This is a genomic window from Streptomyces sp. NPDC048424 (assembly GCF_040651555.1).
Classification (GTDB): domain Bacteria; phylum Actinomycetota; class Actinomycetes; order Streptomycetales; family Streptomycetaceae; genus Streptomyces.
In genome coordinates this window covers 186,255-209,386 of record NZ_JBEZKE010000011.1, presented here as the reverse complement: position 1 = coordinate 209,386, position 23,132 = coordinate 186,255, and the positions used below count along the sequence as shown (strand labels likewise).

Here is a 23,132-nt window from a genome sequence, read left to right as displayed (position 1 = left end):
ACATGACCACCCGCCCCACACCCACACAACTCGCCTGGCAGCGGGACGGCTTCGCGCTCTTCCTGCACTTCGGCGTCAACACCTTCAACGGCCGAGAGTGGAGCGACGGCACGCTCGACCCGACCACCTTCGCCCCGACGGACCTCGACGCCCGCCAATGGGTGAGGACCGCGGTCGAGGCCGGGGCCGGGTACGTCGTCCTCACCGCCAAGCACCACGACGGGTTCTGCCTCTGGCCGACCGCCACCACCACGTACTCGGTCGCCTCGTCCCCCTGGCGCGACGGCGAAGGCGACGTGGTCGCCGAACTGGCCGAAGCCTGCCGGGAAGCCGACATCGGACTGGGCCTCTACCTCTCGCCCTGGGACCGCAACGCGGCCTGCTACGAGGACCCCGAGGCCTACGACGCCTTCTACCTGGAGCAGCTCACCGAGCTCTGCACGAAGTACGGCCCGCTCCACGAGCTGTGGTTCGACGGCGCCGGGTCCGAGGGCAGGACCTACGACTGGGCCGCCGTCACGGCCGTCATCGCCGAACACCAGCCGGACGCCATGGTGTTCAACATGGGCGCCCCGACGATCCGCTGGGTCGGCAACGAGGACGGCCTCGCGACCGACCCCTGCTGGTACACCGTCGACTCGACCGGCATCAGCATCTACGACGACGGCGCGGCCGCCCTCGACCGGGCCCGGTACCTGCCGCCCGAGTGCGACGCGCCCATCCGGCGCCACTGGTTCTGGCAGCCGGACGACCTGCACACCCTCAAGAGCCGCGAGCACCTCCTCGCCATCTGGTACCGCTCGCTCGGACTCGGCGCCGGCCTGCTCCTGAACGTCCCGCCGGACCGCACGGGCCGCATCGACCCCGCAGACCGTGCGCGCCTGCTCGAATTCACCGCGGAAGTGGAGCGGCGCTTCTCCCGGCCGTTCATCCCGCTGCTGACCACCGCACCGGACGGCGGGGTCGAGGCCCGCTTCACGAAGCCCGTCGTGCTCGACCACCTGGAACTGACCGAAGAGCTTACGGACGGCCAGTTCATCAGCGGGCACGAGATCCTGGCGGACGGCGAGGTCATCGCCTCCGGCCGGACCGTCGGCGTCCGCCGCGTCCACGCCTTCCCGCCCGTGGAGGTCACCAAACTGAGCCTCCGGCTCGCCGGCCCCGGCGGCCGACTGACCGGCCTGTCCGGCTTCTTCACGGGCCACGGCGCGGCCCCCGCGCTCGAAGAGCAGCCCCGCTCCGCCACGGAGAAGTTCGACGACCCCGTCCACTGACCGGCCCTCTCCATCCACCCACCGAAGACGGGAACCCGACCGTTGTCCACCTCGCCCGACCTCCGCCGCCACGTCCTCGTCGTCGGCATCGACGGAGTACGACTCGACATGCTGCCCGACGTGGCCACGCCGCACCTCGATGCCGTGGCCGCCGCCGGATTCCTCGGCCCGATCGAGATCGACGAAGCCACGCCCACCATGTCCGGGCCCTGCTGGGCCACCGTGGTCACCGGAGTGGCCGTCGCCAAGCACGGCGTTTACGGCAACCACTTCGCGGGCCACCGCCTCGACGTGTTCCCGGACTTCGCCACCCGGCTCGCCCAGGAGGACGGACGCAAGACCTTCGTGGCCGCCGGCTGGGAGCCGCTGCTCCTCGCCCGCCAGGGCGGCCCGCTGTTCGCCGCCCCCAGCCGGCTCTCGTACATCGCACCGCGCGCGGACACCAGTGAGGACTGGCAGGTCTGCGACGACCAGGTCACCGCGGAGGCCGTCCACGTCCTGGAGACCGACGACCCCGAGGTCTCCTTCGTCTACCTCGGCTCGGTCGACGAGACCGGACACCTGCTCGGCTGCGGCGAGGCGTACCTGCGGGCGATCGAGCGGGCCGACGAACGCCTCGGCCGCCTGCTCGACACGGTCCGGGCCCGCCCCGGGTACGCACAGGAGGCCTGGACGGTCATCGTGGTCACCGACCACGGCCACCGGGACTCCGGCGGGCACGGCGGTCGGAGCGTGGCGGAGCGCACGGCCTGGGTCGCCTGCTGCGGCCCGGACATCCGCACCGGACCTCCCGCCCGGAAGCTGCGCTTCGAGGACGTCGCCGCGCAGGTGTACGCATCCCTCGGCCGCACGTCCGACTCGCACTGGACACTCGACGGACTGCCCTTCTCCACCCCCGTCCACGACCCCGCACCGGCGGGGGTCTGACGTGCGGGCGGTGTTCTTCGACATGGACGGGACACTGATCGACTCGGAGCCGCTGTGGTGGCGGGCGGCCGAAGCCGTGGCCGCGTCCCTGGGGCACACGCTCACCGAGGCCGACGTACCCGCCGTGGTGGGACGGTCGGTCGCGGACACGGCCGGCCACCTGCACACGGTCAGCGGCGCCGCGCAGACGGAGTCGGAGATCGGTGAGCTCCTCCTGACGGGATTCCACGAGCAGGTCGCCCGCGGTCCCCGGCCCATGCCCGGGGCGCTGGAGCTCCTCGACGCGCTGGCCGGGGCCGGCGTCCCGCTCGGGCTGGTCTCCGCGTCCCCCCGCTCGATCGTGGACCTGGTCCTGGCGGGGCTCGGCGCGCACCGGTTCGCGGTGACGGTGGCGGACGGGGAGACCCCGAGGACCAAGCCGCACCCCGATCCGTACCTCGCCGCGGCGAAGGCCCTGGGCGTCGATCCCCGATCCTGCGTGGCGGTGGAGGACAGCCCGACGGGTACGGCCTCCGCCCAGGCGGCCGGCTGCGCCGTGCTGGTCGTCCCCTCCACGGTGCCGGTCGAACCCGCCGAGGGGCGGCTGGTCCTGGAACGGCTGACCGGGGCCGATCCGGAGCTGCTCCGTTCTCTCGTGGCCCGCTGAACCGGAACACCGGGACGGGGAGGCCGCCCGCTGCCCGCGGGCGGCCTCCCCGTCGTCCGGTCAGCCCAGAACGACCTTGATCTCCTGGGTGGTTCCCGCCTTCCCGGTGAGGTCCCCGAAGGTGAGCGTGAGGGCGGAGCCAGTGGTCGCGGACGTGACCGTGGCCGGCTTGGACAGCACGGAGGCCACCGGGCGGTTCCAGGTGACGGTGAGAGCGGCCTGCATCCGCATGGGGTCCGACACGCAGAGGGTGGCCGTGCCGTCACCGTGCTCCCGGACCAGGACGCACGCGGGGTTGTCGGCCGTGAGCGTGCCGACCGTGCCGGCGAACCAGAAGTTGACGGCGGTGACGCCGAGCGAGGAAATCGCCACGCCCTGCTGGTTGTTGTCGTTGGCGAGGACCGTCAGCCAGCCGGTGGCGGCGGCCCGGGCGGAGGTGGCCGCGGTGGTGGCACCCGGCATCAGGATGTAGGCGCAGGCCGCATCGACCGGGTCCACGCCGTGGTCGAACCAGAGAGTCAGGTAGCGACGGGTGATCGGGTCGGTGGTGCCGCCGGTGTTGATGTCGTGCCAGGAACCAGTCCTGGCCTGGCGAAGTGCCTTGACGGTGGCTCCGCCGGGGAACACGTACCCGCCGTGGCCCGCGATCTGCGCCCAGTCGGTGCCGGTGAGCGTGGCCGACCAGCCGAGGGCGGTGGACTGGGCGGCACCGTCGACGGTGAGGGCCTGGGTGCCCGTGGCACCGAGGTTGCGGTTCTCGACCACCGTCTCGACCGTGGTGCCGTCGGCGCCGCGGACGGCACCCGTGAGGCAGACGATCGAGTCGGCCAGACAGAACCAGGACTTCTTCGCGTACAGCGTGCTGGACAGCCCGCGGATGAACTGGCCGAGGGCGGCGTACTCCCCGTCCGTGGCCCCGCCGACCCAGTTCGCGTCCGGCCGGGGCAGCCCCCAGGCGCCGCCCTCGGCGTCGGCGAGCGGCTTCTTCGAGACCGTGGTCCCCGGCAGCCGGTACGGGTCGACGGTGGGCCAGAAGGCGTCGGTGTACTGGCCGTTGCCGTACGTGTCCCCCCACCACTGGAGCATCCCGGCACCGGCGTGCCAGCCGCGCAGGTTCTCCCCGTTGCCCGTCTCGTAGAGGCCCATCCGCTTGGAGGCCATGCTGATGGAGGCCGCCCAGCCGGGTCGGCGGTGGACGGCCCGGTCCATGGCGGGGAAGAGCCGGTGCGCGGTCGGCTCGGCGATCGCGGTGACGGCGTTGTCGTCCTGTACGGCCTTGAGGCGGGCCAGTGCCGCGACGCTCAGGTCCGTGTCCGTGAGGACGGGGCTGTAGTAGTCGCGCTGGATCCAGCCCTTCACCAGACCTCGCCAGCGCTGGTTCTCCGCGCTGCTCGCGGCGGTGCCCAGCAGGGCGATGGAAGCGAGGACGCCGTGCCCGCGGCCGTGGTCGCCGCCCTGGAAGCCGTAGGCGTTCGTCCTCGGGTTGCCCCGGCTGGTGGAGCGCCCGGAAACCGCGTCCATCATCGCGCCGTTGTAGAGGAACGGGGCGTAGGACCGTTCCACCGAGTCGAGGATGATCTGACGGTTGGTGTCGTTGACCGCCCAGGCCGAACCGTTGAGGAGGGCGAAGAGGCTCGCCAGTCCGCCGAGCAGCACCGCGCCGTAGGATCCGGTGTAGGCGAGGTAGGTGTGCTGGACGAACGAGCCGTCGACGTAGAAGCCGTCCCCGTTGGTGACGAAGGGGAAGACGGGGGAGAGGGCGCTCCGTGCGAGCGTGATCTTGGCGTCGTTCTTGCCGAGGACGCCGCGCAGGGCCAGCGAGCGGCACAAGTCGACCCGGTTGGCGCCGGTACTGGTGCCGGTGTAGTTCGCGACCGAGGAGTCGGGGACGAACTTGTCGACGGCTGCCAGGTGGTTGGCGAGCTGGGTGGCGGAGAGCTGGTCGTGGAGGACCGTGCTGATGTCGAGCAGGAGCTGCGGGGAGCCGATCTGGAAGTCCCACCAGTTGCCGAACTGGCTCTTCGACGGGTTGTAGGACTGGGCGTACAGATGGTCCAGACCGGTCTTGATCTCGGCTATCAGCGCCGTGTCGCCGGTCAGACCCGTGCCGGGTTGGGCGTAGGCCTGGGCCATGGTGGCCAGCCGGGCGTAGCTGTTGGTGATCGAGCCGGAGACGGTCAAGGGCAGATCCGGCCAGAGAGACCCGTTGACGGCGGCCATCGTCGAGCGGGCCTCGCCGGCTTGGGTGCCCAGCAGGGCCAGTTTCTCCGCGAACGGGGCGGCCGCCGGGGCGAACCCGGTGCCCAGCAGCATGCCCCGCCACTTGAGCCGGAGGGCGTCGTACGCGTCGGCGGCGAAGGCGCTGCCGGCCGGCGCGAGGAAACCGGTCGAGGAGACCGATCCGAGCAGGAAGGTGTTGCCGGACAGACGCAGGAAGGAACGGCGGGACCATGAACCGGACATGGAGCCTCCAGTGAGGCGGCGACACGGGTGGGAGCGGGGAGCCGGCCGCCCCGCTGAACGAATTTCTAGCATGCGATCGAAATATCGCTCAAGAGTCGCGTAGAGATCGATTCGTTCAAGCGGTCACATGTGTACGCGGGCGGCGCCGCACGAGTCCCGGACGCGCAGCTGGGGCAGGAGGTCGATGTGCTGTCGGGGCGCGGGCTCCGCCTTCCCGGCGGCGGCCCGGCCGTCGAGCCGGTCGAGCAGCAGCCCGGCGGCCGCCGCGCCGACCGCGCGCCGGGGCGGGGCCACGGCGGTCAGGGCCAATTCCGACAGCCCGGACACCTCGTCGTCGTAGACCACGAGGGCAAGGTCCTCGGGGACGCGGATCCCCAGGGCCTGGAGGCGCGGAAGGAGGACGACGGCGTCCGTGTCGGTGTGTACCAGCGCGGCGGTGACCCCGTGCTCGCGCACAGCGGCACGCAGGTACTCCAGGGTGAGGTCGTAGCGGTGCGACTCGGAGGCCGGCGTCCTCGGATCGGAGCGGGGAGCCGCCGCGGGAAGCCCGAGGGTGGCCAGGGCGGTCTCGAAACCCTCCTTCAACTGCTGTGCGTGCGGGCTGTTCTGGAGTGCGTGCGCGATGTTCCGGTGGCCCAGGGAGGCCAGGTGGTGGACGGCGGAGCCCGCCCCGTAGGCCGAGTCCGAACGCACCCGGTCGAGGGCATCGACCGGGCTGCCGGTCCTGGTCCACCGCTCGACCAGGACGGTCGGCACCGGGGCCTCCAGGACGGGGTCGGCCTCCCCCGGACCGAGTGCTCCGTCCTCCCAGCTGGGGGTCACCAGAAGGCCGTGCACCCCGGATGCCACGAGTCGCCGGATCTGGTTGCGGTCTTCATCGGCGAAGTAGTCGGAGAGCGCGAGCACGAGCCGCGCCCCGCGCATGGCCAGGACGCTGCGGGCGCCCTGGACGATCTCCGAGAACGAGTAGTGCATGGTCGGGACGACCATCCCGACCACGGTCCCCTCTCCGGCCTGCCGGGCGGCTCGTGCGGAGGCCGGTGCCGGCCGGCCGGTCCCCGGCCACACCACCGAGCCGTGCACCCGTCCGAGCCGGCCCTCGGACGCGAGGATCTCCGCGTCGCGGCGGGCGGTGACCCTGGAGACGTCCAGCAGGGCGGCGAGGTCGGCGATGTGCAGGCTGCCGTGGGTGCGGACGAATCCGATCGCTCGTTCGTGTCGCTCGCGGACGTGGTCGCGCACAGGGCCCCCAGCTACTCGGACACAGGTTACGTGCTCTCGGCCCCATGGTATGCGATTGTTTTGATCGATCGTTCTTTACGCTCGCATCGACCACTGTGGATTCCCGCGCGGATCACCACCCCGCGCGCCGAGCCCCGTACGCCGCCGCGAGCGGACCGGGTCCCTCAGGTACGGACGGCCAGGTGCGGGAGCAGCTCCAGGTGCTGGCGCGGACCGTCCTGCGGGGCACCCGCCGACAGCCGCTCCAGCAGGAGCGCCGCCGCCCGCGCGCCCACCTCGCGCTTGGCCGGGGCCACGGCCGTCAGCGGCACGTCGGCCAGTCCGGCGACCTCGTCGTCGTAGGTGATCACCGCCAGGTCCTCGGGCACGCGCACGCCCCGTGCCTGGAGCCGCGGGATCAGCATGATCGCGTCCGTGTCGCTGTGGATCAGAGCGGCGGTCACCCCGCCCTCGGTCACCGCGTCGCACAGGTAGTCCAGCGTTCGGGCGAACACCTCCGCCTCCGACGAGGGCCCCGGGCCGGCCGTGGGCCACGGCGGCGCCGGTTCCAGCCCGAGCGCGGTCACGGCGGCCTCGTACCCGGCGCGCAGCCGCGCCGAGGTCGGTGTCTCCCGGCTGGCGAGGGCGATCCGCCGGTGGCCCAGCTTCACCATGTGCTGCACGGCGCTGGCCGCGCCGTGCGCGTGGTCGGAGGCCACCCGGTCCAGCCCCGCCGCCGGATGCCCCGGTGGAGCCCACCGCTCCACCAGGACCGTCGGAACCGAGAGCTCCGCCGTCCACGCCCCCTCGCCGGGCCCGGGCGACCCGGCGTCCCAGTTCGGGGTCAGCAGCAACCCGTCCGCCCCCGTGGACAGCAGCCGGTCCGCCTGCGTCTGGTCCTCGCCCGGCAGATACCGGGTCAGCCCCACGGTGAGCCGCGCCCCGTGCGCCTCGATCACCTCACGTGCCCCGCGCACGACATCGGCGTAGTAGTACTCGGTGGTGGGCACCACCATTCCGACCACCAGTCCCTCACGACGGCCACCGGCCGGAGCGGGCGCCGACGCGGCCGTGGCGGTGCGCCCCGCCGCCACCCGGCTGATCACCCCGTGCATCCGCTGGATCTCGCCCCGCCCCGCCATCGCCTCGATGTCCCGCCGCAGGGTCACGGGGGAGATGCCGAGCTCCTGGGCCAGCTCGGCCACGCGCACGCTGCCCCGCACCCGCACGAGCTCGCGCACCTGCGCCTGCCGTTGGTCTACATGCGGTCTCATGTGGTCCCCCTGCGGTCGTGACGTACGGGTGGTGCGATCCGATACACACCATCATAGGGAACCGAAGCGATCGATACGATCGCTTGCGCTGGGGCCTGTCCGGCTGATCGTGTGGCTGTCGGATCGGGGCCTCGTTCGCCGGACGGGACCTAACCGGTGAGGGGATCTTCGAGTGTCGGGATGCACGGCGACAGCAGCGTCTCCGTGTGCTCGGTGACCGTGCCCCGAGCGAGTCTCAGTACACGTACCTCGTTCTCATGGGTGGGGTCCTCGTCGTCGCGAATGTGCAGAAGGCCGTAGGAGCCGGGAGCAACCTTCGCGACATGCTCGAACAGACCGACGACGTCGAGCGACGAGCGGTGATTGGAATGGCCCCCCAGGTGGATGAACGGCTCGCCGTTCATCCACCTGAGATCAAGGAGGTAGGGACTGGCGATCCGGGCGATGCGAAGCCGAAGCTCATCCACGACCTGCCGCAGTCGGACGTCATCGTCGTCATCAACTGCGGTCTCCCTGACGGTGATCCAGCCGTGATATTCGAACACGCCGCGATTCTAGAGAGGTCGGCCGGGCCGCAGCAGCCCCGTCCTCGGCATGACCCGCCGGACAGTGCCTAAGAGCTGTCCCCGCAATCCCCACGAGGCTGAGGGTCATGCCGTGTCCGGGTCAGCGCCGATGGCACCGGCCGAGCGAAGTGAACGCCCGAGGTCTCCGGTGAGGATGCGGGGGTGGCGCCGCCACCACCACAGGTCGGGGCCGGGCAGTTGTGGAACTGATCGAGTGCTTGACCGTCGTCGTCGATAGTCACGGCCTTGTACTGGTCGTCCAGAGCTTTGATCCGCGGGGTCCAGAGCTGGACGACGTGTTCGTCCAGCTGTCGGCGTACGACTCAAACTGCCCAGTCGCGTACGAGTGAACGTGCTCAGGCTCTGCTGCTCTGAACCTATGGCTACGTGGACATAGAAGATGTCATGATGACATCATGAGTGTCGATGAGCGTACGAAGGATGAGCCCCCGTTGGGGCCTCTGCTGTACGAAGTGATCCGCAGCCTGTGGCCGCTGCACCGCACGGTCGTGCGTGCCGTGGAGCGGGAGCTGATGGGCACGGGGATGACAGCTGGTCAGCATGCGGTGATGGATGAACTGCGCAGGGGCGGCCCCCGAACGGTTCCTCAACTGGCCCGCTTGCTGGGGCTGGACCGGCAGCCGGTCCAGCGTCTGGTGAATGATGCGACAGCCCTGGGGCTGGCCGAGAGCGCCCCGAACCCGGAGCACCGGCGCTCGCGCTTGATCCGGCTCACCCCGAAAGGGGAAGCCATCATCAGGGGCATCCAGGAAGCCGAGGAAACCGAACTGCGGCGCCGGCTGTCCGATCTGACCGCCGGTGACGTCACGACGGCTCTTCACGTGCTCCGTCGCCTTGGCGAGGAGTTCAAGGACCTTGCGCAGGATGCCCCGCCGCACCCCACGGATCGAGGAGACGACCCACGATGACGCATGCGCGGACACACGCGGTCACAGCCACCACCGTACCCGTCGAGGCGGGCGAGCTCTTTTGCGAGTCGGCCGGCGAAGGCCCCCCCGTCGTACTGCTCCGCGGCGGCATGCTCGACCTGAACATGTGGAACGAGCAGTTCTCGTGGCTCGCGAGCCTGGGGTACCGCGTCATCCGCTATGACGCCCGCGGCCACGGGCGTTCCTCCACAGTGGCTGGGGACTACGCCAACCATGACGATCTGCACGCTCTGCTCACCCATCTCGATGTCCCGTGCGCCACGCTCGTAGGGCTTTCCCTCGGGGCGCGGACCGCCGTCGATACGGCGATAGCTCATCCGGAGTCTGTGTCGGCACTGGTCCTTGCCTCGCCCGGGGTGAGCGGTCGGCCCTTCGCCGACCCCTACGTCGCGCACCACACCGCACAGCAGATGGCCGTGATGGGTGACGCGGACGGCGGAGCGCAACGGTTCGTGGAGCACTTTCTCCGGATGTGGGTGGACGGGCCGTACCGTGAACCGTCCCAGGTCAGCCGCACGCTGCGCGAGCGGATGCATGCGTCGGCGTCTGCCAATGTCGTGCGGCACGCCCGCGGGTTGGGGGCGGGGATGCCGAGAGAAGTCGGTGCGGCGGACCGGCTGGCCTCCATCGGCGTGCCCACCCTGGTTCTCGACGGAGAACTCGACAGCAGTGACATTTCGTCAAACGCTCAGGCCATCGCCCGAGCCGTTCCCGATGCCAGGCACCAACGGTTCGCCTCGGCGGCCCACATGGTCAACCTCGAGAGCACGGCACCCTTCAACCTCGCGGTCGAATCCTTCCTCGTGTCCACGACTGACCTTAACTGAGCGTGTTCACCTGTACCGGCGTGAGCACATTCGGGGGTACGCCGACACCAGCAGGAGCCACGTCTCATGCAGCCACTTTCGGCAGTAGAGGTCATTGGTGTACTCGTAGACGTCGTCGCGGTAGCCGCGCTCGATGACGCTCACCAGGGCAGCCCATGCGTTCACCTGTTCAGTGACCATGAATGCCGTCCGCCAGCCGCGCTGGTGCAACTGCTCTGAGCCCGAGGCAGTTCGGAAAGTTGGTGACCGTTCTGCGGCGCCAGGGTGCGGACGCCGCCCGCAGGGGCCGGCCGTGGAGCCTTCCGCTGGAGGACCGGGCCCTGCTGGTCACGGCCTACTGGCGCACGAACCTGACCATGCGGCAGCTCGCCCCGCTGTTCGGGGTGTTCAAGTCGGCGGCGGACCGCATCATGACCACCTCGGGCCGATGCTCGCGCTTCAGCCCCACAAGAGGTTCGCCAAGGACACCGCGCTCATCGTGGACGGCACCCTGGTCCCCACCCGCGACCACGCCATCGCCGAGCGGTCGAAGAACTACCGGTACTCCACCAACCACCAGGTCGTCATCGATGCCGACACCCGCCTGGTCGTCGTGGTCGGCCGGCCACTCGCCGGAAACCGCAACGACTGCAAGGCATGGGAGGAGTCCGGCGCCAAGGCCGCCGTCGGCAAGACCATGACGATCGCCGACGGCGGCTACCCGGGCACCGGACTCGTCATCCCGCACCGCCGCGAACGCGGCCAGGCCGGACTCCCAGACTGGAAAGAGGAACACAACAAGTCCCACAAGCAGGTCCGGGCCCGCGTCGAGCACGCCTTCGCCCACATGAAGACCTGGAAGATCCTCCGCGACTGCCGCCTCAAAGGCGACGGCGTCCACCACGCCATGCTCGGCATCGCCCGGATGCACAACCTCGCCCTCGCCGGATAGGAGAGCAGGCCGCACCGCGGCCGGCCATGCCCGCAGCGTCTCGGAGATCATTTACGGGACAGCCCTTGGTCGTCGACGTCGTCCCGTGTGCTCCCCATCCTGAGCCCGTCGACCCAGTTGACCGATTCGACGTCGGAGATGGTCGAGCCGTACGTCCCCCAGCGGGGGACGTTGCCCTTGAGGTCCCAGGTGCGCACGTCGTGCTTGTCGACCACCAGTTGGCCGTTGACGTAGAGGGCGAAGGAACCGTTCGTGGACGACTGGCTGTTGATGCCCAGTTCGATCTTGTTCCAGGTGCCCGGAGTCCAGGGGACACTGCCGGCGGCGATCCATTCCTCGCCCGGTGCGACGTACCAGATCTTCAGCCGGCTGTCCTCCACCTTCATGAGGACGGGGTAGTTCTGGTCCTGCTCCGCGTCGGTACCCCATGACTTCCACTGGAAGACGGTTTGGGCGTTCCCCGTCTTGGTCATGGACTCCCAGCCGAACCAGTAGGTCCGGCCGGAGGTGAGGGTGTGGCCGGCCAGGCCGAGCCCCTCGCAGCGCTCGGATCCCGGCATCTTGCTGAAGCCGAAGATCTTCCCGCGGCCGTCGCCCCAGTCCGGCTGGTAGACGTACGACGGGTCGTCGCAGAGGACCGAGGCGAAGACGCCGGTTCCGCCGGTGTCCGCGTCCCCGTCCCACTCGACTGCCGCGTGCGCGGGGGACGTCGTCATCAGGGTGAGGGCGGCGACGAGGGTGGTGACGGTGGTGGGGGTGAGGAGTCGGACGTTGCTTCGTTGCATGGTGTCCTCCTGGGGAATGGGGGCGGTGCCGGCGCAAGGCTGGCAACGTTGTCAAGATGGTGACCAGGGGCACGCCGGCGGTGGTGGGCCCCTGTGGGGTGGTTCAGCCGAGTCGGACGGTGATGCGCTGTGGCCCTCCGGCCTGGGTCGTGAGGTCGCCGAAGACGAGGGTCAGGGCGTGGCCGGTGGCAGCGGCGGTGACGGTGGACGCCCTGGAGAGGATCTTGGAGACACGCCGGTTCCACCTGACTTCCAGGGAGGTGGCCTGGCGGGCGGGGTCCGAGACGACGATGGTCGCGGTGCCGTCGCGGTGCTCCCGGATGAGGACGGAGGCGGGGGCGTTCGCGCTGATCTTGTCCACGGTGCCCGGTGCCCAGAAGTTGACGGCGGTGAATCCGAGCTTCGGGACGCGGATGCCCTGTTGGTCAGCGGTGTTGGAGAGGACCTTCAGCCAGCCCTTGTCGCAGGCGCGGTGCGCGGTCTCCCTCACGCCCGCGCCCGGCAGGAGGACGTAGGCGTATCCGGCGTCGGTGGGGTCGGTGCCGTGGTCGGTGAACAGGGTGAGGTAGCGGCGGGTGACCGGGTCTGCGGAGCCGCCGGTGTTGATGTCCCTCCAGGCGCCGGTGCGTTCCTCGCGTACGGCGCTGAGCCCGGCCCCGCCGGGGAAGACGTAGCCGGCCTGGCCCGCGATGTGCGCCCACCCGGCGTCCTCGAAGGTGGCCGTCCACCCTTGCGTCGACGGCTGTTGCCTGCCATCGACGGTCAGGGCGGGTGCGCCGGCGGTTCCGAGGTGGCGGTTGTCGATGGTGGTCTCGACGGGGAAGCCGTCGGCGGAACCAATGCCGGCGCCGAGGCAGACGATGGAGTCGTCCAGCCAGAACCAGGACTTCTTGGCGTTCATCGTGCCGGCCAGGCCCTTGAGGTGCTGTCCGGTGGCGCCGAACTCGCCGTCGGTGGTGCCGCCGACCCAGGCGGCATCCGGCCGCGGGCCGCCCCAGTTGCCCCCTTCCCCGTCGGCGAGGGGCTTGCGCGAGGCGGTGATGCCGGGCAGCCGGTAGGGGTCGACCGTGGGCCAGTACGCGTCGGAGTACTGCTCCAGGCCGAAGTCGCTGCCCCACCAGGACAGCCAGCCGGCGCCCGTGTGGTAGCCGCGGGCGTGCTCGCCGTTGCCGAACTCGTAGTGGGCTATGCGCTTGGACGCCATGCTGACGGAGGCGGCCCAGTCGCGGCGCCGATGGGTGACGCGGTCCATGTTGTGGAACAGCCGGTGCGCGACGGGCTCGGGAGCCGCCTTCACCGAGGTGTCGTCCTGCAGGCCCTGCAGCAAGGAGCCACGGATCAGGCTCAGGCCCGGGTTCTTGAGAGCGGGGTAGTGGTAGTCCCGCTGGAGCCAGCCCTTGACCATGGCGCGCCACCGGGCGTTCTCCTCCGGGGAGGCGCCCTGGCCGAGGAGTACGAGAGTGGCCAGCAGGCCGTGGGCGCGCAGGTGGTCGCTTGTGCCCTGACGGCTGATGCCCCGGGAAGAGACGTTGTCCATCATCACGCCGTTGTAGATGAACGGTGCGACGGCTGTTTCGACGGTGTCGAGGAAGAGCTGGGTGTTGGGGTCGTTCAGTTCCCAGGCCGATCCGCGCAGCAGCGCGAGCAGCCGGCCCACGCCGTCGTGCAGCACCGAGCCGTAGCCCCCGATGTACGGGACGGAGGTGTGCTGGATGAAGGAGCCGTCGGCGTAGAAGCCGTCGCCGGCGGTGACGTACGGAAAGACGGGGGCCAGCGCGCGGGCGGCCAGGGCGATCTTGTCGGGGTGCCTGCCGACGACACCGCGCAGGATGATGCCGCGGCACAGGTCGACCCGGTTGGCGCCCGTGCTGGTGCCGGTGTAAGCGGCCACCGCCGAGTCGGGCAGGAAATGGTCCACGGCCGCGCAGAACCTGGTCGTCTGGTCTTGCGTCAGGTGCTCGTGAATCAGCACACAGGTGTCCATGAGGGCCTGCGGGGCGCCGATCTGCCAGTTCCACCAGTTGCCGTACGGGACGGTGGTGGGGTTGTACACGTCGTCGTGGATGTGCTCCAGTCCGGTGATGACCGCTTCGAGCAGTGCGGTGTCGCCGGTGAGCCCGGTTCCGGGCTGGCAGAACGCCTGGGCCATGACGCTCAGCCTGCTGTAGCTGTCGTTCATGCGGGACGAGAAGGTGTACGACTCCGCGTCGAGATCCGGATCCGGGTCCGTCCAGATCATGCCGGGCCACAGGGAGCCGCCGGTGGGGGCCATCGTCGACAGGTACCCCCGCGCAGTGGTGCCCAGGTTGGCGAGCAGCGTCTTGAACGGTTCGGCGGTCGGGATGAATCCGGTGCCCAGGATCAGGCCCCGCCACTTCGCGCGCAGGGCGGCGAACTCCTCGTCCGTGGCCGCCGGTTCGGCGGCCGCCGTCTCGGCCGCCCCGGCCGGGAGGGACGTCCACCCGGTGAGCCCCAGCGCGAGGGCGGTGCCACCTGCTGCGTGCAGGAAGGCGCGACGGGGCCAGGCGGAAGCAGTCATTGAGGACCCAATCTGGTGCGGCGGATGGTCTCGCTGGTTGGCCAGAATTGGATTCCGATGACCGGAAGTCAATGCTCCGCTCTCACTCGGTCAAGAAGCGGTCAATGAGGTCCCGTTCGGCGTCAGCGGGCCGTGGTCCGGGCGTGGTCCGGGCGTGGTCCCGGCCGTGGTCCCGGAGGCTGCCGGGGCGCCGCACGACTTCCGGACCTTCAGCCTGGGCACCAGCGCGACGTGCGAACTCTCGGCCCCGGGGTCCTCCAGCCGACGCAACAGCAGCTTCAGGGCGGCCTCGCCGACCGCTCGCTTGGCGGGTCCGACCGAGGTCAGGGGCACATCCGCCAGCGCGGCCAACTCGTCGTCGTAGCAGACGATCGCGAAGTCCCCGGGCACGCGCAGGCCACGCGCCGTCAGCCGCCGGAGCAGGTCGATCGCGTCGGCGTCGGTGTGCACGAGCGCGGCGCGCACCTCGCCGGCAGCGGCGAGTTCGAGCAGCCGGTCTGCGTGCCGCCGGAAGTCGTCGTCCCCGCCCCACTCCCTCCCTCCGGCCGGGGAGAGGTCGTCATCGGGCAGGCCGAGGGAGTCGACCGCCACGCGGTATCCCTGCCGCAGGGCGGGCGAGGTGTGCGTGGTGCGGCACAGCAGGGCCACGCGGCGATGGCCGAGAGCGGCCAGATGGCGGACGCCTGCGGCGGCGCCGTCCGCATGGGCCGAGCTGACCCGGTCGATCTCCGTTCCGGGGGAGCCCGTCGGCACGTACCGCTCCACCAGCACGGCGGGGACCGGCAGGTCCGCGAGCTCCTGGAGGTCGCCGGCATCCGGGCCGGCCACGCTCCAGCTGGGGGTGAGGAGCAGGCCGTTGGCGCCTGCCTCGACGAGGGTCTCGATCCGTGTCGTGTCCTGGGCCCTGTGGTACTCGGTGGTCGCGACGAGCAGCCGCGCGCCCGTGGCGGCAGCCGCGTTCCGGGCGCCGCGAATGACCGACGGATAGAAGTAGCCGACCGCGGGAACCACCATCCCGAGGACGAGTCCGCAGGGCGCGACAGGCGGTGCCTCGCGGGCCAGGCGTGCCTCGCGGGGGCTCAGTTGCGCCGTGGGCCACAGGGCCGACCCGTGTAGCCTCCGTACCAGGCCCACGTCGGACAGCGCCGCGACGTCCCGCCGCGCGGTCTCCACGGAGATCCCGAGCTCCGTGGCGAGGTCGCAGACCCGCACGCTCCCGTGCTCCCGCACGAGTCGCAGTACCCGCTTGTGCCGCTCGTCCACCCTCTCCCGCATGGTCTTCCCGTCCTACGCAGTCGCCGTGCCGCCGGCACCGAGAAGGTCGCCCGCCAGCTCGACGAGTGTGATCAGGACCTCCCTCCCCGACTTCCGTTCGCGCGCGTCGCACAGCACCACCGGCGTCCGCGCGTCCAGGTCGAGAGCCGCCGCCACTTCACGGGCGGTGTATTCGCGTGCTCCGTGGAAGCAGTTGACGGCGACGACGAAGGGAAGCCCGCGCCGTTCGAGGTGGTCGATCGGCGCGAAGCAGTCCCGCAGGCGCCGGGTGTCCGCGAGGACGACGGCCCCCAGGGCGCCCTGGGCGAGTTCGTCCCACAGGAACCAGAACCGGTCCTGACCGGGGGCGCCGAAGAGGTAGAGGGCGAGATCGTCGCCGATCGTGATCCGGCCGAAGTCCAGTGCCACGGTGGTGGTGCGCTTGGCGGCGACCCCGTCGAGGTCGTCGTCCGCCCGGCCCGCCTCGGTGAGCACCTCTTCCGTGTTCAGGGGCCGGATCTCGCTGACCGAGCCGACGAATGTCGTCTTGCCCGCCCCGAAACCTCCCGCCACGAGGATCTTGAGGGAGAGGAAGGGCGTGGCGGGGTCAGAGGTCGCGGAGTCCATCGATCACTCTCCTGAGGATGCGGGCGTCGGGGAGCTGTGCAACCGGTACGGGGGGAGTCGCGCGGATCAGGCCGGCCTGCAGCAGATCGCCGAGCAGGACGCGGACGACGGCCAGCGGGAGGTGCGAGTCGGACGCGATGTCGGCCACCGGGCTGGGCCGGCGCGCGCACAGCCGGAGGATGGAAGCCCGCTCGGGCGAGAGCCCTGGCGCGGGTACGACGGGCGGCGCGGCATGGATGACGGTCATCAGGTCGAGGTGCTCGCCGCCGGTCCGCGCCCGGCCGGAGGTCACCGCGTAGAGGCGGACCAGGGGGCCGGCCTCCGCGTCGTACCAGCGGCCTTCCTCGTCAGCCATGGGCGCCGTACGTTGCCCCGGCATCATCGCGTGCAGGTGCGCCGAGGTGCGCACCGACCCGCTTGACCAGCCGCGCCATCTCGTACGCGACCAGGCCGACGTCGGCGTCGGTGTCGCTGAGCACGGCGAGGCAGGAGCCCTCGCCCGCCGCGACGACGAACAGGAAGCCGTCCTCCAGTTCGACCAGGGTCTGTACGACCGGGCCCATGCGGAAGTGGCGTCCGGTGCCCTTGGCGAGACTGTGGAAGCCGGCGGCGATCGCGGCGAAGCGCTCCGCGTCGTCCCGGTTCAGGGACGCCGACCTGCCGACGGGCAGACCGTCGCCGGAGAGGACGATCGCGTGTCTGATCTCCGGCACGTGCGCGACCAGTTCTTCCAGGAGCCAGCCGGGTTCGGAGGGGTGCTGCGGGTCGCCGGTCATCGGTTCTCTCCTTCGCCTGCCGTGTCGTTCTCACCCTTGTCGCCCTTGTCACCGTTATCGGCGTTCTCCCGGAGCCGCGTCGCGGGCGGGCTGGCGGCCCGTCCCCGTGTCCAGCCCGCGCGGAAGGAAGCCATGGTGGTGCGGGCCTGCTCCGGGGTCCTGCGGGCGCCTTCCCGCTCCGGCTCGTACGGGTCGTCCCCGTCGGCCTGCCCGGACACCGGACCCGCGGCCCGTATCCGGCGGGGCAGCTCGGCCCGGGCGGCGTGTTCGGCCGGGGCCGGGGCCGGAGCCGGGGCCGCACGGGTCGCGACCGCGGGAGGCGGGACCACGCGCTCCAGTGCCGGGAGCGGGCGGGCCGATTCCCGGCGTGGCAGCCCCGAAGCCGTCTGCTCGGATCGCTTCGGGCCGTCCGGGCCGTCGGCCTCCTCGATCGTTTCGCCCGCGAGCCGCCCGGGAAGCAGGACCACGGCGACGACACCCCCGTACACGGAAGGCCGCAGCGTGACGGGCAGCTCAAGTCGGTGCGCGAGCCGGTTCACCACGAACAGCCCGAGCTGGCCGCTGTCGAGCAGATCGACCCGCTCGGTGTCCTGGATGCGCCGGTTCGCCTCGGCGAGCGCGTCCCGGTCCATACCCAGCCCGCGGTCCTCGATCTCCACGGCGATACCCGATCCGACCCGCTCCGCGGAGACACGAACCGCGGTGTGCGGCGGCGAGAACGCCGTCGCGTTCTCGATGAGTTCGGCGAGCAGATGGATCATGTCCGCGACCGCGGTCCCAGGAAGCCTGACCTCCGGCATGTCCGTGACCTCCACCCGGTCGAAATCCTCGACCTCGGCCGCAGCGGCCCGCACGACGTCGAGAAGGGGAACGGGCTGCCGCCAGCCACGCCCGGGCGCCGCTCCCGAGAGGATGATGAGGCTCTCCGCGTGCCGCCTCATGCGGGTGGTGAGGTGGTCGAGCCGGAACAGGTCCTCCAGCTCGACCGGATCCTCGTTGCGGCGTTCCATCGTGTCCAGCAGTGCGAGCTGGCGGTGCAGCAGGGTCTGACTGCGCCGCGCCAGATTCACGTAGACACCGGAGATGCTGTGCAGCGCCTCGGCCCGCTCGGCCGCGGCCCTGACCGCGGACCGGTGGACGGCCACCAGCGCGGCACCGACCTGACCGACCTCGTCGTCGCGATGGGCGCGCATCGGCGCCACCGCGTCGAGGTCCACGGCCCCGCCCGCGTGCAACTGCGCGATCGTGCGCGGCAGTTCACGGCCGGCGAGCCTGAGAGCGGAATTGCGCAGTTCGACCAGTTCGACGACCAGGCCCCGGCCGATCCTGACCGAGATGACCAGCGACAGCAGCACGCCGACCAGGCCGAGCGCCACCGCGACCCCCGAGCCGCCGAGAGCGGCGAACGACAGCGGGTCCACGCCCTCGATCGCGACGGTGGTGGCGTGTTGCTGGGCCTGTGCCAGATCCTGGAGGACAGCGCGCGCGGGCGCGTTCCAGCGCTCGGACGCGGCAACCGGCCCGGCCTTGGCCGCGTCGCCCGCCTCCAGCATCTCGTCCTCGAAGGCCCGCAGGTCGCGCAGCGCGGTCCCGGCGAGGAGCTTCTGGTACGCGGCCGCCTCGCCCGGTCGCGGTTCGTCCGGGGAGACGGTCAGGAGCCGGCGCTGCGTATGGCCCGCGCCGATGAACTCCTGGTACAGCTCACGGGTGATGCGGCCGGACACTTGCGCCGCGCCCATCAGGGCGTCCTCGCGGGCGATCATCTCGCGGGCGCGTGCCAGGGCGAGGGAGGTGCGCGCGGCCGAGGCGCCGTCCGGCTGCAGGGCCGGACCGCTCATCGTGACGAAGGCCCCCTGAACGGCCAACGCCAGGCCGATGGTGTCGTTGTAGGAGTCGTACGTGTCCTGCCACCCGGAGTCCCGGCCGCTCAGCCGCTCGCGCTGAGCGGGCAGCCCGTCGAGGCGGGCTACCAGCAGATCGGCCCGTTCGGCGAGGTGGCCCTCCGCCGCGGCGCGATCGAGACTGGAGGCGCGGACCGCGCGGCGGACCGCGGAGGCGGCGGCATCCGTGTCCTTCGCGCGGTCCGCCTGGTACTCGGCGCGTTCGCGGCTGGGCGCGGTGACGTGGCGCATCGCGGCGGAACGCTCGGCCTGGACGGCGAGCACGAGAGCGTCAACGGGTCTCAGGAGGATGGAACCCGCTTGTTGGTACTGGTTCAGTTCCGAGACGCTACGGGCCGCGGTGACGGTCGCGAAGGCCCACAGCGCCATGAGGGAGACGGCCGGGACCATCAACAGGCAGACGATCTTCGCCCGGATGGACCGCGGCGCCAGGGGTGCGCTCATCAATTCCTCGATCGGGCAGTCAGGGACGGACCGGGGGGATTCAGCACGGTGGCCTCAGCCTCAGCCTCGGCGCTCTCGGCGGACTCGCGCGCGGTGGGGGACAGGGCGACGAACGCCGAGGCCAGGAACAGGAACGAGCCGAGGACCACCGCGAGCGGGAACGCGAAGTCCATGGCCGCGACGCCCTCCAGCGCGGATTGCTGCGGGCCGAGTTCGATGTGCACGGCGGCCATTCCCGTGTAGTGCATGCTGCACACGGCGGCGCCCATGACCAGGGCGGCGACCGAGGCTCCCGCGGCGCCGCGGACCACGAGGGCGGCCCGGAGAGCGGTGGTCGCCGCGGCGACGGAGATGACCAGCGAGAGGAACACCGTCCGCAGGTCGTAACCGACGCTCCCGTGCAGCCGGAGGGCGGCCATCCCGAGGTAGTGCATCGCGCCCACGCCGAGGCCGGTCCCGAGTCCGCCGAGCAGGAGCGAGCGCCCGCGCGAGCGGCCGTACCCGACCGTGAAGACGCCCGCCCCGACGACGGCCATCGCCACCAGCAGGCTGAGCAGTGTGAGGGGTACGTCGTAGCGGATCGCGGATCCTTCGACGCCGAAGCCGAGCATGGCGACGAAGTGCATCGTCCAGATCCCGGATGCCATCGCGGCCGATGCCGTCACCAGCCAGTTGCGGCGCGAGCGCCCGTCCGTGGCCAATGCCCTTACGGTGCAGCGCAGTCCGAGCGCCGACCCGATGCAGGCCATGACGTATGCGAGGACGGGTGAGGGCCATCCGGTGCTGAAGTGGTGCAGGTGTGCCACGAGTCCCTCCGTTCGCTCATCAACTCCAAGGCCGTGGACGCTAACACTCCGTTTGGCGACGCGGCTCGGGCGTGGGATCGGCGTGTGCGCCGCAGGACAGTAAGCGCTTACTGTCCGCTGTCCTACTCCTGAGTTCGGTGATCATCAATGCGCGTCACTCGGACACTTCGCCTCGGGGGCGGGGGGCCGGCATCCGCTGGAATTGTGACGTGGATCACAGGGGCGTCGGCTCCGTCGACCGGCGGGCGGGTGGCTGGTGCGGGAGTTCGCGTACCTCCGCCCGTACGTAGCCTCCGTACGGTTCTCCCGTAGTGGTGAGGATGCGGTGGCGGCGGGCCGGGACCGGGCGTCCCCGGGCGGGTGTCGCGCGCAGGGAGAGAAGCAGGGCCGCACCGAGTCGATCGCCTGCAGCCCACCACCCTCGCGCGCCGTGGCGAACTGCTGCGCAAGAGTGAAGATCACGCGCGTCGCCGATCGCACAGCGGTCAGGACCGATACGACAGACCTGTCGAAAGCCACCGGCCCGCCGCCCGCAGCCCGCAGCCCGCAAACGGTGGCGGGGCCACGCCGCCCTTCCCGCTTCAGGACACCCAGGCGTACACCATCGCCAGCGACCGCATGATCATCACCGGCTTCCGGGGCACGGAACCGGCCCAGATCCGCGACTGGCTCTCCGACGCCGCCACCCCACCCTGGCCGGGCCCCGCCGAGACCGGCTACGTCCACTACGGCTTCGGTGAGGCTCTGGACTCCGTCTTCCCCTCCGTCCGCGGCACCCTCGCCGACTCCGCGACCACGACCAGAGCGTGTGGTTCACGGGGCACAGCCTCGGCGGCGCCCTGGCGATGCTCGCCGGATGCCGGCTCTACCTGGAGGAACCCCGCCTGCAGGCGGACGGCATCTACACCTTCGGCCAGCCCCGCACCTGCGACAGGCTGCTGGCCGCAGTTTGCAACAAGGGCTTCAAGGACCGGCTGCACCGCTTCGTCAACAACAACGACATCGTCCCCCAGCTCCCGCCAGAGCCCGCGTACACCCACGTCAACACCCTGCGCCACATCGACTCCGCGGGCCGCATCCGCACCTCCATGCCAGCGCTCGGCGCCCTCGCCGACCGTGCGAAGGGCATGACCGCCGACCTCCTCGCACCGGCCGCCGACGCCGTACGCGACCACCCCATCAAGCAGTACGTCGCCGCCCTGGAGAAGAACCTCACCTGACACCGCCCGGGCGAGCGCGGCCAACGACCTCGGAGACTGTCGTACTCGACTCCGCGGACACCCCTCGAAAGGCACCATCTAGGATGTCGGCCGCGCGTGGATGTCACATCAGGTTGACGTCACGCCGGGCCGTGCCTCATGTGCGGCCTTGCGTCCGTGAGCCGTCCGACGGATGCGTGCGGGTAACTGTTCCAACGGGGGAGAACTTCGGTGTTCGGAATCATCAGGCCATGCCGTCATCGCCTTGGCGAGGGCTTGCGTACCGAGTGGATGGCGCATCTGTGCGGGCTGTGCCTGGCTCTGCGCAGCGAATACGGGCAGTTCGCGAGAGTGGCCACCAACTACGACGGCCTGATCGTCTCGGTGCTGACCGAAGCGCAGTCGGAGCGTACGGGGGACTGGCGGCGGGGTGCCGGTCCGTGCCCGCTGCGCGGGATGCGGTCGGCGGACGTGGCGCAGGGTGAGGGCGCGCGGCTGGCCGCGACGGTGTCGCTGGTGCTGGCCTCAGCGAAGATGCGTGACCATGTGGCCGATGGCGACGGCCTGGTGGGGCGCCGCCCGGTGGCGCTGGCGGCACGCCGCATCGCCCACAACTGGGAGCGTGCCGGCGTCGCAGGCGGCGAACGACTCGGCTTCGACACCGCGCTGCTCCTCGGGGCGGTCGAGCGCCAACCGGACATCGAGCGGTCGACCGGCCCCGGTGGCTCCCTGCTGACGGTCACGGAGCCCGCGGAGACGGCGACCGCGGCCGCCTTCGCGTACACCGCTGTGCTCACGGACCGCCCGGGCAACGCCGAACCGCTGGCGGAAGCCGGCCGCCTGTTCGGTCGGCTGGCGCATCTGCTGGACGCGGTGGAGGACCTGGACGCGGACGAGGCGTCCGGCGCGTGGAACCCGATCGCCGTGACCGGCGCGGACCGCGCCGAGGTGCGGCGGCTCTGCGACGACGCCGTCCGTGGAGTCCGACTCGCCGTGTCCGACGCCGTGTTCGTCGACGGGCGGCTGGTGCGGGCGCTTCTGGGCGGCGAGTTGGAGCGTGCCGTCGATCGAGTCTTCGACCCCCGGCATCGTCACCATCAGCACCGCCGCCAGGTGCCGGGCCTGCGCATGGTGCCCTGGCTGGGACGCCGTACGGAGACGGAATCGCCCTCGGGCACCGGCACCGGCACCGGCACGGGCGCGGCCTGCGGCGTAGGGGAGCTTGCGGGCGCTGCCCCGGCGGGCGGGGTGATGGCGTCGGACAGGCCGTCGGACGGGCAGTGCCGGCGGTGTCGCGAGTGGGGCCGGTTGTGCGGCGATTGCAGGTTGTGCACCAGATGCTGCCGCTGCAGCGATGACTCCGGCCAGGATGACGGAGAGTCCTGGCAGTTCGGCGACGGCAACCGCAACGGCGGCTCGAGCCGGGACGGTTCCAGCAGGGACGGTTCCGGGAGGGACGGTTCCGGGAGGGACGGCTGGTTCGGCGGCCAGGGCGGCGGCAACTCGGGTGGCTCCTCCGGTGGTTCGGGTGGCGGTCACGGGTCCGGTGGCTCTGGTGGTTCCGGCGGCGGCTCGGGTGACGGCTGCGGTGACGGCTGCGGCGGTGGTGGCTGCTGCAATCCGTGCAAGTGCTGCTGCGACTGCTGCGACTGAATGACGCACTAGCCCGGTTCCCCGCCCGGCGGGGAACCGGGTGCTGATCCCCCCGTCGCTGTGTGACCT

The 23,132-nt window shown here is 71.0% G+C and carries 19 protein-coding genes and 2 pseudogenes; 8 read left to right on the top strand and 13 right to left on the bottom strand.

The features are described from left to right. Nucleotides 1–2 precede the first annotated feature (2 nt). Genes AB0D29_RS18635 through AB0D29_RS18625 form a run of 3 tightly spaced genes read left to right on the top strand, consistent with a single transcriptional unit; the run spans nt 3 to nt 2,847 of the window. Nucleotides 3–1,274, top strand: a complete 1,272-nt coding sequence (locus AB0D29_RS18635; protein ID WP_362855406.1) for an alpha-L-fucosidase — start codon at nt 3–5, stop codon at nt 1,272–1,274. Nucleotides 1,275–1,316: 42 nt separating this feature from the next. Next, the gene (locus tag AB0D29_RS18630; RefSeq protein ID WP_362855404.1) at nt 1,317–2,201 is read left to right on the top strand and encodes an alkaline phosphatase family protein; all 885 of its coding nucleotides are present in this window, start codon (nt 1,317–1,319) and stop codon (nt 2,199–2,201) included. 22 nt (nt 2,202–2,223) lie between these two features. Beyond that, nucleotides 2,224–2,847, top strand: a complete 624-nt coding sequence (locus tag AB0D29_RS18625) for an HAD family phosphatase (RefSeq protein ID WP_362855402.1) — start codon at nt 2,224–2,226, stop codon at nt 2,845–2,847. Nucleotides 2,848–2,907: 60 nt separating this feature from the next. Here AB0D29_RS18625 and AB0D29_RS18620 read toward each other — a convergent pair whose 3' ends face one another. The 4 genes from AB0D29_RS18620 to AB0D29_RS18605 form a co-directional block, all read right to left on the bottom strand. Continuing rightward, nucleotides 2,908–5,310, bottom strand: a complete 2,403-nt coding sequence (locus tag AB0D29_RS18620; RefSeq protein ID WP_362855401.1) for a polysaccharide lyase 8 family protein — start codon at nt 5,308–5,310, stop codon at nt 2,908–2,910. A 123-nt stretch (nt 5,311–5,433) separates the two neighbouring features. Continuing rightward, nucleotides 5,434–6,552 carry a substrate-binding domain-containing protein gene (locus tag AB0D29_RS18615; RefSeq protein WP_362855399.1) on the bottom strand — a complete coding sequence of 373 codons (1,119 nt, stop codon included), beginning with the start codon at nt 6,550–6,552 and terminating at the stop codon, nt 5,434–5,436. Nucleotides 6,553–6,716: 164 nt separating this feature from the next. Continuing rightward, nucleotides 6,717–7,805: a substrate-binding domain-containing protein gene (locus AB0D29_RS18610; RefSeq protein ID WP_362855398.1), complete on the bottom strand. Its 1,089-nt coding sequence runs from the start codon at nt 7,803–7,805 to the stop codon at nt 6,717–6,719. A gap of 149 nt (nt 7,806–7,954) precedes the next feature. After that, nucleotides 7,955–8,350, bottom strand: coding sequence for an Imm7 family immunity protein (locus tag AB0D29_RS18605; RefSeq protein WP_362855397.1), 396 nt, complete (start codon nt 8,348–8,350; stop codon nt 7,955–7,957). 437 nt (nt 8,351–8,787) lie between these two features. Between AB0D29_RS18605 and AB0D29_RS18600 the strand changes: the two genes are divergently transcribed. Both AB0D29_RS18600 and AB0D29_RS18595 read left to right on the top strand, forming a co-directional pair. Next, nucleotides 8,788–9,300 (top strand): MarR family transcriptional regulator, encoded by a 513-nt coding sequence (locus AB0D29_RS18600; protein WP_362855395.1) that lies wholly within the window; start codon nt 8,788–8,790, stop codon nt 9,298–9,300. Beyond that, entirely contained in the window at nt 9,297–10,148 is an 852-nt protein-coding gene (locus AB0D29_RS18595) for an alpha/beta hydrolase (RefSeq protein ID WP_362855393.1), read from the top strand. The genes AB0D29_RS18600 and AB0D29_RS18595 overlap by 4 nt, the downstream gene beginning before the upstream one ends. 6 nt (nt 10,149–10,154) lie before the next feature. On the opposite strand, the gene AB0D29_RS18590 is transcribed toward AB0D29_RS18595, so the two are convergent. Beyond that, complete coding sequence (locus AB0D29_RS18590; protein ID WP_362855392.1) at nt 10,155–10,313, bottom strand: hypothetical protein; 159 nt, start codon at nt 10,311–10,313, stop codon at nt 10,155–10,157. A 17-nt stretch (nt 10,314–10,330) separates the two neighbouring features. On the opposite strand from AB0D29_RS18590, the pseudogene AB0D29_RS18585 reads away from it, so the two are divergent. Next, nucleotides 10,331–11,079, top strand: a pseudogene (locus AB0D29_RS18585) (transposase). Between the two features lie 47 nt (nt 11,080–11,126). On the opposite strand, the gene AB0D29_RS18580 reads toward AB0D29_RS18585, so the two are convergent. From AB0D29_RS18580 to AB0D29_RS18545, 8 genes are all read right to left on the bottom strand, one after another. Then, nucleotides 11,127–11,864, bottom strand: coding sequence for a heparin lyase I family protein (locus AB0D29_RS18580; protein ID WP_362855391.1), 738 nt, complete (start codon nt 11,862–11,864; stop codon nt 11,127–11,129). 103 nt (nt 11,865–11,967) lie between these two features. Further along, the gene (locus AB0D29_RS18575) at nt 11,968–14,403 is read right to left on the bottom strand and encodes a polysaccharide lyase 8 family protein (RefSeq protein ID WP_362855390.1); all 2,436 of its coding nucleotides are present in this window, start codon (nt 14,401–14,403) and stop codon (nt 11,968–11,970) included. Nucleotides 14,404–14,493: 90 nt separating this feature from the next. Further along, nucleotides 14,494–15,678 carry a substrate-binding domain-containing protein gene (locus AB0D29_RS18570; protein ID WP_362855388.1) on the bottom strand — a complete coding sequence of 395 codons (1,185 nt, stop codon included), beginning with the start codon at nt 15,676–15,678 and terminating at the stop codon, nt 14,494–14,496. Between the two features lie 12 nt (nt 15,679–15,690). Further along, nucleotides 15,691–16,284 carry an ATP/GTP-binding protein gene (locus AB0D29_RS18565; RefSeq protein WP_362855387.1) on the bottom strand — a complete coding sequence of 198 codons (594 nt, stop codon included), beginning with the start codon at nt 16,282–16,284 and terminating at the stop codon, nt 15,691–15,693. After that, nucleotides 16,265–16,639, bottom strand: coding sequence for a DUF742 domain-containing protein (locus AB0D29_RS18560; protein WP_362855385.1), 375 nt, complete (start codon nt 16,637–16,639; stop codon nt 16,265–16,267). Before AB0D29_RS18560 ends, AB0D29_RS18565 begins: the two co-directional genes overlap by 20 nt. Continuing rightward, nucleotides 16,632–17,060, bottom strand: coding sequence for a roadblock/LC7 domain-containing protein (locus AB0D29_RS18555; RefSeq protein ID WP_362855383.1), 429 nt, complete (start codon nt 17,058–17,060; stop codon nt 16,632–16,634). The genes AB0D29_RS18560 and AB0D29_RS18555 overlap by 8 nt, the downstream gene beginning before the upstream one ends. Then, nucleotides 17,057–19,405, bottom strand: coding sequence for an ATP-binding protein (locus tag AB0D29_RS18550; protein ID WP_362855381.1), 2,349 nt, complete (start codon nt 19,403–19,405; stop codon nt 17,057–17,059). The genes AB0D29_RS18555 and AB0D29_RS18550 overlap by 4 nt, the downstream gene beginning before the upstream one ends. Then, on the bottom strand, nt 19,405–20,211 hold the full coding sequence (locus AB0D29_RS18545; RefSeq protein ID WP_362855379.1) for an MHYT domain-containing protein: 807 nt from the start codon (nt 20,209–20,211) through the stop codon (nt 19,405–19,407). Before AB0D29_RS18545 ends, AB0D29_RS18550 begins: the two co-directional genes overlap by 1 nt. A 564-nt stretch (nt 20,212–20,775) precedes the next feature. On the opposite strand from AB0D29_RS18545, the pseudogene AB0D29_RS18540 reads away from it, so the two are divergent. Then, nucleotides 20,776–21,431, top strand: a pseudogene (locus AB0D29_RS18540) (lipase family protein); the annotation flags it as partial. Between the two features lie 210 nt (nt 21,432–21,641). Next, complete coding sequence (locus AB0D29_RS18535; protein ID WP_362855377.1) at nt 21,642–23,063, top strand: DUF5685 family protein; 1,422 nt, start codon at nt 21,642–21,644, stop codon at nt 23,061–23,063. Nucleotides 23,064–23,132: the final 69 nt, after the last annotated feature.

Bases quoted from the DNA above. Each gene is read 5' to 3' on its own strand.
- AB0D29_RS18610 (WP_362855398.1), bottom strand. From the start codon at position 7,805: ATGAGACCGCATGTAGACCAACGGCAGGCGCAGGTGCGCGAGCTCGTG.
- AB0D29_RS18575 (WP_362855390.1), bottom strand. From the start codon at position 14,403: ATGACTGCTTCCGCCTGGCCCCGTCGCGCCTTCCTGCACGCAGCAGGT.
- AB0D29_RS18625 (WP_362855402.1), top strand. From the start codon at position 2,224: ATGGACGGGACACTGATCGACTCGGAGCCGCTGTGGTGGCGGGCGGCC.
- AB0D29_RS18580 (WP_362855391.1), bottom strand. From the start codon at position 11,864: ATGCAACGAAGCAACGTCCGACTCCTCACCCCCACCACCGTCACCACC.
- AB0D29_RS18550 (WP_362855381.1), bottom strand. From the start codon at position 19,405: ATGAGCGCACCCCTGGCGCCGCGGTCCATCCGGGCGAAGATCGTCTGC.
- AB0D29_RS18570 (WP_362855388.1), bottom strand. From the start codon at position 15,678: ATGCGGGAGAGGGTGGACGAGCGGCACAAGCGGGTACTGCGACTCGTG.
- AB0D29_RS18635 (WP_362855406.1), top strand. From the start codon at position 3: ATGACCACCCGCCCCACACCCACACAACTCGCCTGGCAGCGGGACGGC.
- AB0D29_RS18565 (WP_362855387.1), bottom strand. From the start codon at position 16,284: ATGGACTCCGCGACCTCTGACCCCGCCACGCCCTTCCTCTCCCTCAAG.
- AB0D29_RS18620 (WP_362855401.1), bottom strand. From the start codon at position 5,310: ATGTCCGGTTCATGGTCCCGCCGTTCCTTCCTGCGTCTGTCCGGCAAC.
- AB0D29_RS18560 (WP_362855385.1), bottom strand. From the start codon at position 16,639: ATGGCTGACGAGGAAGGCCGCTGGTACGACGCGGAGGCCGGCCCCCTG.
- AB0D29_RS18595 (WP_362855393.1), top strand. From the start codon at position 9,297: ATGACGCATGCGCGGACACACGCGGTCACAGCCACCACCGTACCCGTC.
- AB0D29_RS18555 (WP_362855383.1), bottom strand. From the start codon at position 17,060: ATGACCGGCGACCCGCAGCACCCCTCCGAACCCGGCTGGCTCCTGGAA.
- AB0D29_RS18600 (WP_362855395.1), top strand. From the start codon at position 8,788: ATGAGTGTCGATGAGCGTACGAAGGATGAGCCCCCGTTGGGGCCTCTG.